The 17,531-nt window shown below is 56.3% G+C and carries 19 protein-coding genes; 5 read left to right on the top strand and 14 right to left on the bottom strand.

Translation table 11 applies throughout. The features are described 5' to 3' along the window. Positions 1-15: 15 nt before the first annotated feature. The 14 genes from rimM to LG198_RS07400 all read right to left on the bottom strand — a co-directional run bounded on the left by rimM (position 16) and on the right by LG198_RS07400 (position 10,804). Complete coding sequence (rimM, locus tag LG198_RS07335; RefSeq protein WP_230343021.1) at positions 16-510, bottom strand: ribosome maturation factor RimM; 495 nt, start codon at positions 508-510, stop codon at positions 16-18. A gap of 53 nt (positions 511-563) precedes the next feature. Continuing rightward, on the bottom strand, positions 564-812 hold the full coding sequence (gene rpsP / locus LG198_RS07340) for a 30S ribosomal protein S16 (RefSeq protein WP_226757799.1): 249 nt from the start codon (positions 810-812) through the stop codon (positions 564-566). A 71-nt stretch (positions 813-883) separates the two neighbouring features. Then, entirely contained in the window at positions 884-1,573 is a 690-nt protein-coding gene (gene queC, locus LG198_RS07345) for a 7-cyano-7-deazaguanine synthase QueC (RefSeq protein WP_230342524.1), read from the bottom strand. Positions 1,574-1,664: 91 nt separating this feature from the next. Further along, positions 1,665-2,303 carry a 7-carboxy-7-deazaguanine synthase QueE gene (gene queE, locus LG198_RS07350; protein WP_328485085.1) on the bottom strand — a complete coding sequence of 213 codons (639 nt, stop codon included), beginning with the start codon at positions 2,301-2,303 and terminating at the stop codon, positions 1,665-1,667. A gap of 7 nt (positions 2,304-2,310) precedes the next feature. Beyond that, positions 2,311-3,126 (bottom strand): YbgF trimerization domain-containing protein, encoded by an 816-nt coding sequence (locus tag LG198_RS07355; RefSeq protein ID WP_230342526.1) that lies wholly within the window; start codon positions 3,124-3,126, stop codon positions 2,311-2,313. Between the two features lie 6 nt (positions 3,127-3,132). Beyond that, positions 3,133-3,672: a peptidoglycan-associated lipoprotein Pal gene (pal, locus tag LG198_RS07360; protein ID WP_230342527.1), complete on the bottom strand. Its 540-nt coding sequence runs from the start codon at positions 3,670-3,672 to the stop codon at positions 3,133-3,135. Between the two features lie 139 nt (positions 3,673-3,811). Beyond that, a complete protein-coding gene (gene tolB / locus LG198_RS07365; RefSeq protein ID WP_230342528.1) occupies positions 3,812-5,101 on the bottom strand; it encodes a Tol-Pal system beta propeller repeat protein TolB in 1,290 nt (429 codons plus the stop codon). 120 nt (positions 5,102-5,221) lie between these two features. Then, entirely contained in the window at positions 5,222-6,055 is an 834-nt protein-coding gene (locus tag LG198_RS07370) for an energy transducer TonB (protein ID WP_230342529.1), read from the bottom strand. Between the two features lie 3 nt (positions 6,056-6,058). Next, the gene (locus LG198_RS07375; protein WP_230342530.1) at positions 6,059-6,445 is read right to left on the bottom strand and encodes a biopolymer transporter ExbD; all 387 of its coding nucleotides are present in this window, start codon (positions 6,443-6,445) and stop codon (positions 6,059-6,061) included. A gap of 10 nt (positions 6,446-6,455) precedes the next feature. Next, positions 6,456-7,130, bottom strand: coding sequence for a protein TolQ (gene tolQ / locus LG198_RS07380; protein WP_230342531.1), 675 nt, complete (start codon positions 7,128-7,130; stop codon positions 6,456-6,458). Continuing rightward, positions 7,127-7,561 (bottom strand): tol-pal system-associated acyl-CoA thioesterase, encoded by a 435-nt coding sequence (gene ybgC / locus LG198_RS07385; RefSeq protein WP_230342532.1) that lies wholly within the window; start codon positions 7,559-7,561, stop codon positions 7,127-7,129. Before ybgC ends, tolQ begins: the two co-directional genes overlap by 4 nt. Beyond that, complete coding sequence (gene ruvB, locus LG198_RS07390) at positions 7,558-8,595, bottom strand: Holliday junction branch migration DNA helicase RuvB (RefSeq protein WP_230342533.1); 1,038 nt, start codon at positions 8,593-8,595, stop codon at positions 7,558-7,560. The genes ybgC and ruvB overlap by 4 nt, the downstream gene beginning before the upstream one ends. Before the next feature lie 116 nt (positions 8,596-8,711). Continuing rightward, a complete protein-coding gene (mgrA, locus tag LG198_RS07395; RefSeq protein WP_230342534.1) occupies positions 8,712-9,752 on the bottom strand; it encodes an L-glyceraldehyde 3-phosphate reductase in 1,041 nt (346 codons plus the stop codon). A 26-nt stretch (positions 9,753-9,778) separates the two neighbouring features. After that, positions 9,779-10,804 carry a LacI family DNA-binding transcriptional regulator gene (locus LG198_RS07400; protein ID WP_230342535.1) on the bottom strand — a complete coding sequence of 342 codons (1,026 nt, stop codon included), beginning with the start codon at positions 10,802-10,804 and terminating at the stop codon, positions 9,779-9,781. A gap of 214 nt (positions 10,805-11,018) precedes the next feature. On the opposite strand from LG198_RS07400, the gene LG198_RS07405 reads away from it, so the two are divergent. The 5 genes from LG198_RS07405 (at position 11,019) to LG198_RS07425 (ending at position 17,531) form a co-directional block, all read left to right on the top strand. After that, positions 11,019-12,158, top strand: coding sequence for an ABC transporter ATP-binding protein (locus LG198_RS07405; protein WP_230342536.1), 1,140 nt, complete (start codon positions 11,019-11,021; stop codon positions 12,156-12,158). Further along, positions 12,158-13,423 carry an ABC transporter substrate-binding protein gene (locus tag LG198_RS07410; protein WP_230342537.1) on the top strand — a complete coding sequence of 422 codons (1,266 nt, stop codon included), beginning with the start codon at positions 12,158-12,160 and terminating at the stop codon, positions 13,421-13,423. Before LG198_RS07405 ends, LG198_RS07410 begins: the two co-directional genes overlap by 1 nt. Before the next feature lie 2 nt (positions 13,424-13,425). Continuing rightward, a complete protein-coding gene (locus tag LG198_RS07415) occupies positions 13,426-14,343 on the top strand; it encodes a carbohydrate ABC transporter permease (RefSeq protein WP_230343022.1) in 918 nt (305 codons plus the stop codon). Then, on the top strand, positions 14,343-15,161 hold the full coding sequence (locus LG198_RS07420) for a carbohydrate ABC transporter permease (protein WP_230342538.1): 819 nt from the start codon (positions 14,343-14,345) through the stop codon (positions 15,159-15,161). The genes LG198_RS07415 and LG198_RS07420 overlap by 1 nt, the downstream gene beginning before the upstream one ends. Before the next feature lie 84 nt (positions 15,162-15,245). Next, entirely contained in the window at positions 15,246-17,531 is a 2,286-nt protein-coding gene (locus LG198_RS07425; RefSeq protein ID WP_230342539.1) for a TonB-dependent receptor, read from the top strand.

Genomic DNA, 17,531 nt, shown 5'->3' on the forward strand with positions numbered 1-17,531 from the left:
CCATCTCGGCCTCGCTCAAAACTCGGCATCCCAATCGACCAGCATGGTTTTGGCTGCCATATCAACCTCCAGCACCACTTGGCCAATAAATGGAATCAAGCGCTCGCGCTCGCCTTTGACCACAATCACGTCGTTGGCGCCGGTGGCAAACACATCCACAATCCTACCCAGGTCAACTGCCTGCTGGTTTTTCACTTCCAGCCCGATCAGGTCCGACCAGTAATACTCATCTTCACCGGCAGGAGGCAATGCATCACGCGGCACTGCCACTTGCATGCCCTTGCAGGCAAAAGCCGCATCCCGGTCATCCACACCCGCCAATTTGACTAAAAGCAGCGCATTATGGACTTTTGCCTTTTCAACCTCAAGTTCACGCCACTGCGTGGCATCTTGCGGGTCTCCCCGCCCCAGCCACCAGCTGTCGTAATCGAACAGGCTATCCAGGTACTCTGTATCTGGCTGGATTTTCAGCCAGCCATAAACGCCATAAGGGGCGACAACGCGCCCCATAATGACTAATTCACTCACAAATCAGCTACCCGCCGTTTTACAACGGCAAGGCATTAAGCCGCTTTGGCAGCTTGCTTGACCAGACGGGCAACGCTGTCTGACAGCTGCGCGCCATTGCTGCGCCAGTGAGCGATACGCTCGCCGTTCAGGCGCAAGCCTTCTTGACCTTCTTTAGCCAAAGGGTTGTAGAAACCTACACGCTCAATGAAACGGCCATCACGGCGGTTGCGGGAATCTGCCACAACAACGCTGTAAAAAGGAGCTTTCTTCGCGCCACCGCGGGCGAGACGAATAATCACCATAATCTTGTTCTCTTTAGACTAGACAGAAAGGCGCGGATTTTACGTTATTTTTTATGGTCTTGGCAAGACAATTATGTATTTCTTGCCGAATCCGCATAACGTGTCGGGTCCGCGAGGCCTGCAGCAATAAAGCCCTGCCTGCGCAAACGGCATGAATCGCAAACGCCGCAGGCATGGCCGTGGTCGTCAGCCTGGTAGCAGGAAACCGTGCTGGCGTAGTCCACGCCCAGCGCTGTGCCCTGGGTGACAATCTCGGCTTTGGTCATATCAATCAAGGGCGCATGGACGGTGATGGTCTTGCCTTCAACAGCGCTCTTGGTCGCCAGGTTGGCCATGCGCTGGAAAGCCTCCACATATTCGCCGCGGCAATCAGGATAGCCCGAGTAATCCAGCGCATTGACGCCAATAAAGATATCCCGCGACTCCAGCACCTCTGCCCAGGCCAGTGCCAGGGAAAGCATGATGGTATTGCGTGCAGGCACATAAGTGACTGGTATGCCCTCTGTAGGCTCCTGTGGGACATCGATTGCGTTGTCCGTGAGGGCCGACCCGCCGAACATGGAAAGATCGAGCTGCGCGGTACGGTGCGCGGCAGCGCCAAGCAGCTTGGCGACATTCTCGGCAGCGTGCAACTCGGCACGATGGCGCTGGTGATAATCCAAACTCAGACAATAGGACTCATAGCCCTCGCTACGCGCAATGGCGAGCACGGTGGCGGAATCCAGCCCGCCTGATAATAGCACTACGGCTTTCTTACTCATGATTTTTTCCTAGAAGGACTTTCCACCAGCGCTGGGCGGCTAATTCAGAGCGGCTAACAAAACTCAGCGAAGCGGTCTTGGCTAGGCGCTCTTACTTGCCTGGGGTCTCGCCCCAGAGAATCTTGTGCAGTTGCACCTGCATGCGCACAGGCAGCCTATCGGCAAGCACCCAGTCGGCAAGATCGGTAGGCGTGACCTGGCTGAACACCGGAGAGAATATCACCTGGCATTTCTCATTGAGGGCATGCTCGGCTAGCAACTGCTTGGCCCAGTCATAATCCTCGCGGCTGCAGAGCACAAACTTGATTTCGTCATTGGGCTTGAGCCGTTGCAGGTTTTCCCATTTATTCTTGGCCAGCTCGCCCGAACCAGGCGTCTTGATATCCAGGATCACGGCGACGCGCTCATCCACGCCATCGGTGGCAATAGCGCCGCCAGTTTCAAGTGAAACTTCGTAACCCTCGTCGCACAAGCGCTTGAGCAGCTTGAGGCATTCCTTCTTTTGCGCCAGCGGCTCGCCGCCTGTGACGCAGACATACTTGGCGCCATAGCTCTCAACCTGCGCCATGATATCGTCGAGGGACATATTGCTGCCGCCCTTGAAGGCGTATTCGGTATCACAATAGACGCAGCGCATCGGGCAGCCGGTCAGCCGCACAAAAACGGTAGGCATGCCAACACGTGACGACTCCCCTTGCAGGGAGTGGAATATTTCGTGGATGCGCAACACGGGAAAGCTATCTGGACTTGATGGAGTCCAGCACGTTCAGGCGCCGTTTGGCACTCGGGGCCAGCTCGTGATTGGGGAATTTATCCAGCAGGCTGTGCAAGGTCTTCTTGGCATTGTCCACCTCGGAAAGCTGGATCTGGCTATTGGCAATGCTGAACAAGGCATCCGGCACCTTATCGCTATTGCCGTACTGCGAAACCAGTTTTTGCTGGGTATTGATAGAGGCTTTATAGTTCTTCAACGAGAACTGGGCACTGCCCAGGCCTAGCAAGGCATCCGGCACTAGCGGAGAGCCAGGGTGCGCCTGCAGAAACTTGCTATAAGCATCAAATGCTTCCTTGAACTTGCCTGATGCGGCGAGTGCCTTGGCAGCCTCCAAATCACGCGCCTCAGGGTTGTCGCCATTGCCTGCAGCATCAGCTGCTCCTTCACCCTCAGAGCCATTGGCTGATGCAGGTACGCCGCCTTCTTCCAGCTTGCGCAAGCGGCCATCAGTGTCAGCATACAAATCACGCTGACGTTGCTGGGTATTTTCAACATTGTGATTAACAACTTCAAGCTCGCCCTTGAGGCGGCTTATTTCCTGATTGAGCCTGTCAATCTGGCCCATTAAGTCCAGCATGCCCTGGCTTCTGGTTTCCAAGGCCTGCTGGCTTTTTTTCAACTCATCCAATGCGGCTTGCGTTTCCTGATTCTGGCTCTGCACCTGCTGCTGCAGATCAGCGATCTTTTTTCTTGCTTCATCATCGCCGAACAGTGCAGCTTGCGCCAAATAAGGCAGTGAGAGAAATCCTGCTAGAACCAGAACCAGTGAACGCTGCATGATGAATTACTCGCCTTGGTACAGAATATCTACACGGCGATCCTGCTGCCAGCAAGTCTCATCAGCACAAGCAGCATTTGCCTTTTCCTTGCCGAAGCTCACGGTCTCAATCTGCGCATCCTGCACGCCGAGGAGGTTCAGCACCTTTTTGACGGCAACAGCACGGCGTTGACCCAGCGACAGGTTGTACTCGCGCGTACCACGATCATCGGTATTGCCTTGCAGGAACACCTTGGCATCGCTGTGCGAGGACAGGTATTGCGCATGCGCTTCGATCAATGGACGATATTCTGACTTGATCGCATCGCTGTCAAAGTCGAAGTACACATTACGCTTGGACAGGATGTTGTTGGGATCCTTCAGCGGATTGCTAGCCAGGGAAGAATCGGAAACACCACTGGTGGCTGAATCACTGCTGGTGGTGCTTTGAGTCGTTACCGGACTCTTGTCCTCAACAGCCGCTTGTGGGGTTTCCTTGACTGCTTTGCTGGAGCAGGCTGCCAACATTGCAACCAGCAGAACGCTCATCACTATATTTTTGTTCACTTTGTTCTCTCCTTTAGATTATGTAAGACACACCATCAACTGTTACAGCACTACAAACTTGCCTGTTGTTACAAAAACGCCCGGCGATAAGTCATAACGGCCGTTTTTACAATAACTTGCTTGTTATTACCAAAATCATTTACTGATTGACGATAGGTCCCCAGGCAGGCTCGCGCACATCGCCGCCGCTTTCGCTCAGGCGTTGCTTCACCTTGCCATCGGCAGAAACCGCAGCCAAGGCTCCGCGCGCGCCAATACGGGTAGCATGCAATATCATGCGGCCATTCGGAGCAAAGCTGGGAGATTCATCCTTGGCACCATCACTGAGAATTTGCACTTGGCCAGACTGTAAATCCTGCAAGGCGACCTTGAACTTGCCTTCGTCACGGCGGATATAAGCAAGAGACTTGCCATCCGGAGAAATACGCGGACTTACAACATATCCCCCTTCAAACGTCATGCGACTTGCTTCACCGCCAGTGGTTGGCATGCGGTAGATTTGTGGACTGCCGCCACGATCGGAAGTGAAATAGATATAGCGGCCATCGGGCGACCAGGTAGGCTCGGTATCGATTGCACTGGTGCGGGTCAATTGCTGCAAGCCAGTGCCATCCGCATTAATAGCGTAGATCTGCGAATTGGCTGCATAGGTCAGCACAATAGCAAGCCGTTTGCCGTCAGGCGACCAGGAAGGCGCACTGTTATTGCCCTTGAAGTTAGCCAATACGGTGCGCTGCCCGGATATCAGGGATTGCACATAGACAATCGGCTTTTTCTTTTCAAACGACACATACGCCAGCTTGGTGCCGTCCGGCGACCAGACTGGCGAAATGATGGGTTCGGCAGAAGAAACCACGGTCTGCGGGTTGTAACCGTCGGAATCCGCTACTTGCAGTGCATAACGGCCGCCAGACTTGCTGACATAAGCGATGCGGGTAGCAAACACGCCCTGCTCGCCAGTGAGCTTCTGGTATATCACGTCCGCAATTTTATGGGCTGTCATGCGTAACTGCGCTGGCGTAATGTTGTATTCCATGCCAACCAGCTGGTTTTGCTTATAAACATCAAGCAAGCGGAAAGAGACCTTGAGGCGGTTGTCAGGCAAGGCCTCCACATTGCCGATGGTCAGCGCCTGCGCCTGGATTGCGGCCCAATCAGCATAGTTGACCTGATTGATGTCCCCACCAGGCTGGTTGGCAACCCCGCGAGTTTCCAGCACACGGAACAAGCCGCTTCGCCGCAGATCGGCACCGATCACATTGGCAATGGTGTCCTGCTGGCCGGGGACTGGCGTCTGCTGGGCGAAAGGCACGACAGCAATCGGGATTTGCTGGGCAGCGCCGCCGACAATTTCAACGGTCAGGGCAGCATGGGCACCGAGTGGCAGGAATAAAACTAAGAGACTGAGTAATAAGCGTAATTTGTTCATCGTTGTTTAGGGCAGTAAAATAATGCAAAGTTCCCCGACGGTTAAGCGCACATTCTATCAATTCGCCCATACACTTGCTATGGGCGCTTGCTGCTTATTGGTAGTTAACCTCTATCAGCTTTAGTTATCTTCGTTAGGGCGGAACTTGAGCCTGAGATCGCGGAAGCGTGAAAACAGCTCGGGCTGCGATGGTACAGGCAACGGCTGGGCCTGCAAGATCGCCCGCTCAATTGCTTCATCGCAGGCAGGCAGCCCGCTGCTCTTCAATATGCGGGGCACCCCAATGACCTCGCCTGTTGGCATCAAGCTGATGCCAACCTCAAGTTCCGGCTTGCCAGTGCCACAAAGCTGGCGGTTGACGTTGCGCTTGATCTTGGCCTGAATCTGGCCGATATATTTATCAATCTCGCTCTGGTCGGCTGCATTGGCACCGGCCTGGGCTGGCCCCTGCTTTTGCGCAGGCGCAGGCGCAGGCTGCGAGTTTTCTTCAAGCAGCTCCTGCTGTAACTTTTTCAACTCATCCAGCTTGACCTTGTCCTCTTTCTTGGGCTCCGGCTTTTTAGGTTCGGGCTTCTTGGGTTCAGGTTTTTTCTCGGGTTTTTTCGGTTCAGGTTTCTTTTCCGGCTTGGGCTTTTCAGGTTCTTTCTTTACCTGTATTTCAGCCTGGGGCTCCGGTTCCGGTGCGGGCTCTGGCTTGGGTTCAGGTTTGGGCTCGGGTTGCGGTTCCGGCTTTGACTCGGGTTTGGGCGGCTCCGGAACAGGTTCAGGCTGTGGCGGCTTGGCCACCGGCTTATCTGCAGGCAGATTTTCCCATAGCTCCACCTGTGCCACCATGACTGGCTGCTGGGTTTTCCAGTCGAATGACACCAGAAACACAACCGCCAGCAGCAAATGCACCAGCAGGGCAAGTGCAGCGGCGCGCGCTTTATAAGGGTTGGCTTTACGTGATTTCATTAATCAGTTGGCTGGCTTGAGCAGAAGACCGACCTTGTATTGCTTGAGGCTATCCATCAAGGTCACCACCTTGTCGTATTGCACGTTTTTATCCGCAGCAATCACGATGGCACGGTCGGGCGTCTTTTCAACCTGGTTCTTAACCTCGAACAGCAACTGGTCGCGCTCCATGACCTTGCTTTCGAGCTCAGCCCGGCCATCCGCCTTGACCGTAATCACGATAGGCGCAGCTGCCTGCTTGAGCGTCTGCCCGACCTGGGGCAACTCGACAACCCCGGGGTTGGTCATAGGCGCTGTCACCATGAAAATCACTAATAACACCAGCGTAACGTCAATATAGGGGACGACGTTGATCTGGTTCATCAGGCGGCGGGATTTGCGGCGGCTCATCACGACCTCCTTATGCCTTGCGTTGCAGGATATTGGTAAATTCTTCGATAAAGCTTTCGTAGCGCACGGCAAGTCGATCTGCCGAGGCAGTGAAACGGTTATAGGCAATCACGGCAGGAATTGCAGCAAACAGGCCGATAGCGGTTGCCACCAGCGCCTCGGCAATCCCAGGCGCCACATGGGAAAGGGTAGCCTGCGCCATGTTGGCAAGCCCGCGGAAGGCATTCATGATGCCCCACACAGTACCGAACAAACCAACGTAAGGACTCACGGAACCCACCGAGGCAAGGAAAGGCAGATGAGAGTCCAGTTCGTCCATCTCGCGGTTATAGGCTGCGCGCATGGCGCGGCGTGCGCCTTCGGTAACATCGCCGGCATCCAGGCTGGATTGGCGCTTGAGGCGCGCATATTCCTTGAAGCCAGCCTCGAAAATGCTGGCCAGCCCTTGCACATTGCGGCGGCCGGAAGTGACGCTCTCGTAGAGCTGGTTGAGGTCGCCTCCTTTCCAGAACACGCGCTCGAACTCCTCGGCTTCACGGTCGGCGCTGCGAATGGAGAAAAACTTAATGAAGATGTACCACCATGAAACCAGCGAAGTGAGCAGCAGCAAGACCATCACGATCTGTACCGGCACGCTGGCACCGCTGATCAGCGATATAAACGACATGTCTTCAGTAGGGTTCATTCAAGCTCCGTAGGGTTTGATCTCACAGGATCGATCATATTTCGCACAACTGCCGGAATGGTCACCGGCCTGAACTGCTCGGCATCGATACAGACAATATCCACCGTGGCGTCGATCAGGAGTTCATCGCCGCGATATATCTTCTGCTCGAATTTCATAAGACTGCGTCCGAACTCCTTGAGACGCGTGACGACTTCAAGCGCATCGTCAAAACGTGCGGGACGGCGGTATTGTAACGCAAGGCTGCGCACGACAAACAAGACTCCGAGATCACCTCTTAGTTCCGCCTGGCCGAAACCCAGGCTGCGCAGGAATTCGGTACGCGCACGCTCCATGAACTTAAGGTAGTTGGCGTGGTAGACCACGCCGCCACTGTCTGTATCCTCATAGTAAACACGTATCGGCCAACGGAACTCCCTGCTTGCACTCATTGCTGCCAGAGCTCTCCTGTACCGAGTTTTCCTGGCACTGCCAGACCGAAATGCTGGTAAGCCTGCTGGGTGGCGATACGTCCGCGCGGGGTGCGCATGAGGTAGCCCTGCTGGATCAGGTAGGGCTCAAGCACGTCTTCGATGGTGTCGCGCTCCTCGCCGATCGCCGCTGCAAGGTTATCCAGGCCGACCGGACCGCCGTCGAACTTCTCGAGCACAGCCAGCAACAGCTTGCGGTCCATGACGTCGAAGCCCAGCTTGTCCACATCCAGCATCTTCAGGGCGGCGTCCGCGATTTCAGGGGTCACCACCCCATCCGACTTCACTTGCGCATAATCCCTTACACGGCGCAGCAAGCGGTTGGCGATACGCGGCGTGCCACGCGAGCGGCGCGCGATTTCCAGGGCGCCTTCCTGTTGCATGGAAACTTCAAGCAAGCCGGCTGAACGATAAACAATGCGTGACAGCTCTTCAGAAGTGTAAAACTCCAGGCGCGACACTATGCCAAAACGGTCCCGCAATGGATTAGTCAGCATACCGGCGCGGGTGGTAGCCCCGACCAGGGTGAATGGCGGCAGGTCCAGGCGCACGGAGCGTGCCGCCGGGCCTTCGCCTATCATGATGTCGAGGCGGTAGTCTTCCATTGCCGGATAGAGGATTTCCTCGACTACGGGAGACAGCCTGTGAATCTCGTCGATGAACAGCACATCGTTGGGCTCGAGGTTGGTGAGCAGAGCGGCAAGGTCGCCCGCACGTTCCAGCACCGGCCCCGAGGTCTGGCGCATATTGACGCCCATTTCCTTGGCGATGATGTGCGCAAGCGTGGTCTTGCCCAGGCCGGGCGGCCCGAACAACAACACATGGTCGAGCGCCTCCGAGCGGCCGCGCGCAGCATTGATGAAAATCTCCAGCTGCGAGCGGGCCTTTTCCTGCCCCACATACTCATCCAGCACCTTGGGACGCAAGGCACGCTCCAGCGCTTCTTCCTGCGGGCTTTGGGGAGAGGGGGCGATTAAACGGTCAGTTTCTATCATCAGGTGGAATTTTAGCTTTGCTTAACTCCGCAGCTGCAACCAGCCAGCGATATATGCGCATGATACAGAAAAGCCAGTGATTGTTCTCCACCTTGCCTTAAAACATTACATCATGACTATTTCCATTCGCTGGAGGAACCCGCCCATAAATCAATGCCGCCTTCCTGGGCAAGCGAGTCTATGGCTGCAAGCTCTTCCTGTGAAAATGCAAGATTCTGCAATGCGGCGACATTCTCGTGGATTTGCCGGCTATTGCTGGCACCGATCAAGGTGGAAGTCACCCGTTCGTCGCGCAACACCCAGGCCAGCGCCATCTGCGCGAGGGATTGGCCGCGCTGCAAGGCGATCTGGTTGAGTCCGCGGATGTGGTTGAGGTTTTCCTCGCTCAGGTGGCTAGCTTGGATGGAATTACCACCGGGGCGATTGATACGTGCATCCTGCGGGATACCGTTGAGGTACTTGTCTGAAAGCAGCCCCTGCGCCAGGGCTGTAAAAGTGATACAGCCCATGCCTTCCTGCTGCAGGGTGGCAAGCAGGTCTTTCTCTATCCAGCGGTTCAACAGATTGTAGGAAGGCTGATGGATCAGGCAAGGCACTTTCCATTCCCGTAACAGCCGGGAAGCTTCCAGTGTTTTGGCTGGAGAATACGACGATATGCCCACATATAGCGCTTTGCCTTGCTGCACTGCACTGGCCAGGGCGCCCATGGTTTCCTCGAGAGGCGTTTCCGCATCGAAGCGGTGGGAGTAGAAAATATCCACATAGTCCAGACCCATACGCTGCAAACTCTGGTCGAGGCTAGCAAGCAAGTATTTGCGCGAACCGCCGCCCTGGCCATAAGGGCCAGGCCACATGTCCCAGCCCGCCTTGGTGGAAATGATGAGTTCGTCGCGGTAGGGCCGGAAGTCCTGCTTGAATATCTGCCCAAAATTGGCTTCCGCGCTGCCATACGGCGGGCCGTAGTTGTTGGCGAGGTCGAAATGGGTAATGCCGAGGTCGAAAGCGGTGCACAGCATATCGCGCTGCACGGCAATATTGGTGTTGTCGCCAAAGTTATGCCACAAGCCCAGCGACAACAGCGGTAGCTTGAGCCCGCTGTTGCCACAGCGGCGGTATTGCATCTGGTCATAACGGCTGGCATTGGCCTGGTAAGTCATTACTCACTCCTTCAATTCATCAAAATTCAAGCGCTCTCTCGCGCAATCAATTCACAGTCGAGCAGGTTGAGGTGTTTAAGCGGACCTTCAGCAGCCGCTTCTCCCAATGCCTGCAATATCCGCAAGGCCGCCACCTCGCCGATCTCCCTGGCAGGCGGACGTATGGTGGTCAGGCTGGGCAGCAGCATCTCGGAAAAAGCATAATTGCCGAAACCGAAGATGGCGCAATCCTCCGGAAAACGCATACCGGCACGCGCCCCTGCGAGCATGCCGCCCGCTGCCAGGTTGTCGTTGGCAAAGATGATCGCCTCGGCGGGTTGCTTGCGCAACAACAAGGAATTGACCGCCTGCCGGCCTGCCTCGAACGGGTCTGCCTGGGTAGGCACAAATACCCAGGGTTCCAGGCCATGTTCGGTCATGCGGGCGATATAACCATCGCGCCGGTCCAGTGCGCTCAAGTCGCCGATCAGGCTGTTCTGCACAAATGCGATCCGTTTATAACCCTTGCCATGTAAATACTCTACCGATTGCCGCCCGACATCAATATGAGAGAAACCAACCTGCACAGGCTTGCGTTCGGGCACGTAATCCCAGGTTTCCACCACAGGCATGGTGGCCTTTGCAATCAGCCGCTCCGTGCCCTCGGAATGGTACTGGCTGGTCAGTACCAGGGCTGCGGGAGACCAGCCGAGGAACGCGCGCACGGCATCCTCTTCCTTTTCCACGGAGAAATAGCTGGAAGCAAGCAGCAGTTGGTATCCATGCCGGTTCAATTCATCGCTGAAACTCTGGATGGTATTGGCAAAAATGGGGCCGGAAATATTGGGGATCACCATCGCCACGATGCGCCCCCGGGTAGAAGCCAGGCCACCCGCGGCATGATTGGGGAGGTAATCCAAGGCCTTGACTGCCTCGGCAATGCGGTCACGCAATGCCTGGGACACGATTTCCGGCTGCTTGAAATAACGCGAGACCGTAATTGAAGACACACCCGCCAGCTTGGCAACGTCATGAACCGTTGCCCTTCCCAGGCCCTTGCGCTTACCCGACATGCTTGTTTATCTCTTTTCTATATAACATTTTTAACTATTTATTTTTTATTTAATTCTTTGACAGCATACAAAGACTTGCCCAAACTTTTCTCAATGTTACCGGTAACATCAGCGAGATTATCAGTGTTTATTCAAAATTCAAAACATTCGTTTATGGGGAGAGGCAAGCTCTTCTTGAACACCGCGCACACCTTTACGCCGCAGTCGGGAAGATATGGCCAAGCTTAGCCTGCAGCGATTGGGCAAACGCTTTGCCCAGACGGTCATCCTTAAGGAAATCGACCTCGATATCGCTTCGGGCGAGTTCATCGTCCTGGTCGGTCCTTCGGGTTGCGGCAAGTCCACGCTGCTGCGCATCCTGGCCGGCCTGGAAGAAGCCGACGAAGGCCAAGTAATCCTCGACGGCCGCAGCATCAACCGCCTGCCTCCGCGCGAACGCAACATGGCCCTTGTGTTCCAGGACTACGCACTATATCCGCACAAGACCGTTTATGACAATCTGGCCTTCGGCCTCAGCATCCGCGGCACCCAAAAGCATGAAATCCAGCAAAAGGTACATGCCGCCGCCGATCTGCTGCAGCTGACAGGCTTGTTGCAACGCAAGCCTGCTGCCCTTTCCGGCGGCCAGCGCCAGCGCGTCGCCATCGGCCGTGCGCTCGTACGCGAAGCCCAACTTTTCCTGTTTGACGAGCCACTATCCAATCTGGATGCCAAGCTGCGCACCGAGATGCGCATGGAGATCAAGCGCCTGCACCAGCGCCTGGGCAAAACCATGATCTACGTCACGCATGACCAGGTGGAGGCGATGACACTGGCCGACCGCATCGCCGTCATCAACCATGGCCGTATAGAGCAGCTGGGCACGCCTGCGGAAATCTACCAATTCCCGGCCACGACATTTGTCGCAGGCTTCATGGGTGCGCCGCCAATGAACCTGCTCACACTGCCTTTGCAGTGGTCAGCCGGAAACGCCACAGCGTTCATCGCAGGGCAGGCATTGCCTACCCATCCTCTGGAAAACACTTCGGAAAAGGAAATTACGCTCGGCATCCGGCCGGAACACTTGCGCATCAACGACTCTACCCTCAATGGCCAGCCAGGCCTGCTCCTGAACGCTGCGGTTGAGCTAGTCGAACCGCTGGGTTCCGAGACCATTGCCACATTGCGCCTGGAACAGCCTACGGCGAATCTTGAGCAATACACCGTGCAGGCCCGCTTTCCAGGCAACCAGTCCATATCGAACGGGCAAAATCTGCAAGTCCATGTCGCCTATGCCAACCTCCACTGGTTTGACAGCAATAGCGGCATTCGCCTTACCACCAGCCAAGCCAGCAGTGCGGAGCAGGTAGCGTGATGAGCATCACCCCCCCATTGCGCATCATTGGCCTGTGCCTGCTCCTGCTGACGGCAATCCCGGCGCAGGCAGAAACCGTGCTGCGCGTCTTCATCGGCGGCGCAGCGCAGCGCCCGGATTTATTCCGCACATTGGCTGACCGCTATGAGGCCAGCCATCCCGGCATCCGCATAGAAATCGGCAGCGGGGCCTCCACTTCCGAGCTGCAACGCAAATACCTTTCCGTACTGCTCAATGCGCACGACCCGAGCTTTGATGCCTTGATGCTGGATATCGTCCATCCATACCAGTTTGCCACTGCGGGCTGGATTGCGCCTCTCGACCCCTATTTCGGCGAAGAAAGGGAAAAATTGCTGGCCGACGGCCTGCCGGTCTACCGCCAGACCAACCTGGTCAAGGACAAGCTCTACACCTTGCCTGCGGTAACCGACGCCATGTTCATGTACTACCGCAAGGATCTGCTGTCGCAATACGGCATCGCCCCACCGCAAACCTGGCAGGAGCTGGAAACTGCCGCGCAGACCATCCTCAAGCAAGAGAAAAAGCCTCTCCTGCAAGGACTTTCTATCCAGGGCGCGCCGATTGAAGGCACGGTGTGCAGCTTTTTGCTGCCTTACTGGAGCCAGGGCAAAGATATCCTGGATGCCAACGGCAAGCTGGCGCTGGATAAACCCGCGGCATTGCGCAGCCTGCAACTGTGGAAAGGCCTGATCGAGAAGAACGTGATCCGCCGCCACGTTGCCGAGGTCAAGACCGGCGACACCGTCAATACATTCAAGGCCGGCAATGCCATTTTCGCGATCAACTGGGGGTTCGCCTGGGGCGTGTTCCAGAACGACGCGGACTCTCGCGTCAAGGACAAGGTCGGCATCATCCGCATGCCAGCGATGCAAGACGGGGAACATGCCACCTGCCTGGGCGGCTGGCAGTGGGCGCTCTCCAACTATTCGCGCAACAAGGCGCAGACAGCCGACTTCCTGCGCTTCTTGGCATCGCCTGAAAGCGTGCGCTACATCACCCTGCAAGGCGCGCTGCTGCCGCCTTACCTTTCGCTTTATGACGACGCGGATGTCCAGGCCATCATTCCCTGGCTCAACAATGCCAAACCTGCCCTGATGGGCGCCAAGTCACGTCCGCTGACCCCGCGCTACGCCCAGGTATCGGACGTGCTGCGCATATCGACTTCCGCCGTGCTGGCGGGCTCGCTGACAGCCGAAGAAGGCCTGGAAGACATCAGCCGCCGGCTGGAAAGGATATTGCGTTGAGCGTGCGCACACTTTTCAGTCGGCAACAGGACGGCCTGCGCAACAGGCTGGGGGATATCAGTGAAGCATCGCTGGCGTTCTGGCTATTGCTGCCCGCGACTCTGCTGCTGGGACTGATTGTCGTTTATCCAGTCGCCAAGGTCATCCATGACAGCTTGTACTCCATCAGCCTGTTCAGCGAGAGCGGCCCAGTTTTCATCGGCCTGGCCAATTATGCCGATGCCCTACGCGACCCGGATGTCTGGCGCGCCGTCCGCTTCACGCTGGCCTTGTGCATCGTCACCGTTCCCGGTGCATTGCTGGTCGGCCTGGTGCTGGCGCTGCTCGCCGACCGCCAGTGGAAATGGCGCTGGCCGGTGCGGCTGGCGCTCCTGCTGCCCTGGGCATTGCCGCTGGCATTCTCCGGCATGATCTTCGCCTGGTTCTTCAATACCGAATACGGCGTGGTCAATGACCTGTTGCGCCGTGCCGGGTTTGCGCCCATCTCTTTCCTGCTGATCCCGCAATGGGGTTTCCTCGCCATCTGCATTGCCACCATCTGGAAGACATCCTCCTTTGTTGCGCTGATCCTGCTCGCAGGCCTGCAAACCATCCCGCGCAGCCTGTACGAAGCAGCCGAACTGGAAGGTGCCAGCCGCTGGCAAATTTTCCACCACGTCACATTACCATTGCTGGTTCCCGCGCTGATGGTTGCGCTGATCTTCCGCACCATCAGCGCATTGCAATCCTTCGATATCCCGTATGCCATGACGCAAGGCGGCCCGGCGCGGTACACGGAAACGCTTTCCATCCTGATCAACACCACCGCCATCGAATACATGGATGTCGGTTATGGTTCCGCCCTTGCAGTGCTGCTATTCGTTCTTTCCATGGCCGTGAGCTCGATCTACCTGCGCAAGCTATACAAGGGGACGCTGTGATGCTGAAGCTGCCCTTGCGCTGGATTGCTGCTGCCGTGTTGTTGATCAATGGCTTCTTCCCGGCCTTGTGGATATTGCTGACTTCGTTCAAGAGCGATATTGAGCTTGCCCAGACGCCGATCACCTGGCTGCCGCAGAATCCCGGCCTGAGCAATTACATCCATGCATTCAGCGACCAGCCCTTGCTGCTGTTCCTTGGCAACAGCTTCGCTGTCGCCCTGCTTTCCACCCTGCTCACGCTGTTTGCCGCCACCGGCGCCGCCTATGCATTGACCCGGCTGCACCTGCGCCACCGCGGGCTGATTCTCACCTTGCTCGTCGCCGTGGCGATGTTCCCGCCCGCCACCCTGCTGGTGCCATTGTTCGAGATCATGCGCGGCCTGGGTCTGATCAACACCTACGGCGCGCTGATCCTGCCTTATGCCGTGCAAAGCCTGCCGGTGTGCACACTGGTGCTGGCAAGCTTTTTCCAGCAAGTACCCAAGGACATCGAAAACGCCGCCATGCTCGATGGCTGCACCAGGCTGCAGGCACTCTACCGCATCGTCCTGCCACTGTCCGCTCCGGGCGTGTTTACCGCCAGCATTCTCGCTTTCGTCAATTCCTGGGACGAGTTCCTGCTGGCATTGACGCTGAATGCCGCGCCTGGCAGCCGCACCCTGCCCGTGGGCATCATGCTCTACCAGGGCGAATTCACCTTTCCGTGGCCGGTCATTTCTGCCGCACTGGTGGTCGCCATCGTACCGCTCGCCATCCTCATCATTGTGTTCCAGGAGCGGGTCATCAGCGGACTGACGACAGGAGGCATCAAGGGATGAACTGTTTCTCAACCTTCAGGGTTTCCCGGCAACGGGTACCAAACTTTACTGCACCAACTTTACAAATAGATTAGGGGAATTTGTATGAAACCAAACCACACTCATCTGCAACAGTTCCGGCGCCGGGGTATTGGCTTGGCGCTGGCATCTGCGCTGCTTTCCGGTGGCATGTCTGCCGTAATCGCTGCCGAAGGCGATGCTGAAGCCCAAACTGAAAACACGCCAGCTACCGCCGAGCAGGAAGCCCAGCCTGCGCTTGGCACCATCACTGTCACCGCCACCCGCCGTGAAGCCAGCCTACAATCCATTCCGGTCGCGGTCTCAGTATTGGATGGACGCAAACTCGAGCAATCCAACCTCAACAGCATCCAGACCATTGCCAACGAAGTACCCAGCCTGACCTTCCGCCAGCAGGGCGGCAACAAGGATTCCTCCATCTTCATCCGCGGCGTGGGCACCATCTCCACCTCACCCGGCATCGAACCTACCGTCTCGACCGTGATCGATGGCGTCGTGTATGCCCGCCCAGGCCAAGCGACACTGGATCTGCTTGACGTGGAGCGCATTGAAGTATTGCGCGGCCCGCAAGGCACGCTATTCGGCAAAAACGCTTCTGCTGGCGTCATCAATATCGTCTCCAAGGAGCCCAGCGCCGACACGCACGCTTATGTAGACGCTTCCTACTATGAAGGCGGGGAAAAACGTATCCGCTTCGGCCTTTCCGGCACATTGGTGCCTGACCTGCTCTACGCGTCCATCAACGGTCTCTGGGCCGACTATGACGGCAATGTGAAGAACGTGCTCGGCGGCCGTCTCAACGGTTATGAACGTGAAGGCGCCCGTGCCAAGTTCCTGCTGACACCGACCGAAGACCTCGACATCACCCTGATTGCCGACTACACCCATGGCACGAATGGTGTTAGTTCAGTCCCTTACCAATCCAGCAACGGCGCCTTCATCCAGGCCATCAGCCCTGTCGTGCCAAGCAAGGGCAACCGCACAATCCGCAGCGATGGCAGGAACGAAGTCACCGATACTAACCAGGGGATTTCCGCACAAGTTGACTGGCGAATCAATGATTACACCCTGACGTCAATTACTGCGTTCCGCACCTGGGACAACACACAGAACACTTCCACATCGCAGATAGGCAACAATTACGACCCCAGCAGAATCACCAGCGATTTTCCAGCAACATACGATAGAGGCACGGTGGATTCCAAGCAGTTCTCACAGGAAGTCCGCATTGCATCACCCAAGGAAGGCTTCCTCGAATATGTGGCAGGTATCTATTACCTCAAGAGCAAGACCGATGAAGTCTATCAGCGCAGCGGTACGACCGATACCGGCACAAACTTCTTCGGACGTTCCGACTATAGCGTGGACAGTGACAGTATCTCGCTATTTGGCGAGAGCACTTTGAACTTCACTCCCGAGTTCCGCGGCATTGCCGGTCTGCGTTATACGCATGACGAACTTTCTTTCGATCATGTACGTAACAGCATTCTTCCCACATTCACAGGAGGTGTCAGACCCAATCAGCCACTCAGGAAAGGGGACACCAGCGCAAGCGAATACTCTGGACGGCTGGGTGCGCAGTATGACTTGAGCGAGGATGTGATGACCTACGCCACGTATTCCCGCGGCTACAAAGGTCCGGCCTACAACGTCTTTTTCAATATGTTCGACGGCAACAATGATACCGAGGCATTGGCGCCCGAAACCTCCAACTCTTTCGAGGTCGGCCTGAAATCTGCATGGCTAAACAATCGCCTCATCTTCAATGCCGCGGCTTTTTATACCAAGTATAAAAACTACCAGGCCAATATCCCAGACTATGTAGGTACCAACCTCGTATACCGGCTCATCAATGCGGGTGAGGTCTCCACTCGTGGTGTGGAGTTGGATGCCAATGCCAAAGTCACTTCCCGGCTGAGCCTGTCTGGATCGCTGGCCTATGTTGATTCACGGATAGACAATATCAATTGCCCTCCAGGCGCTACTGATTGCCTAGTCAATGGCAAGCCTCTACCGTATGCACCCAAGTGGAAATCCGTCGTTCGTGCCAACTATGCCATTCCTCTCAACAACGGCTATGTGGTTGACCTTGGCACTGACTACATCTGGCAAAGCAAGCAACAATTCCTGCTGATGCCACAGACAGACAACACAATACAGGAAGCCTACGGCATCTGGAATGCCAGTGTTGCACTCTCCACCCAGGATGGTTGGCGCTTTGCCCTAGTCGGCCGCAACCTGCTGGACCGTTCATATGCCACCAACTTGTCTAGCAACGTCTTTGGTATTCAGCGCTTCGTCCCCCGTGACGACGCCCGCTACTTCGGCGTCCAAGTGAGGAAGGACTTCTAG

Source organism: Methylobacillus arboreus, from assembly GCF_020532725.1.
Classification (GTDB): Bacteria; Pseudomonadota; Gammaproteobacteria; order Burkholderiales; family Methylophilaceae; genus Methylobacillus; species Methylobacillus arboreus.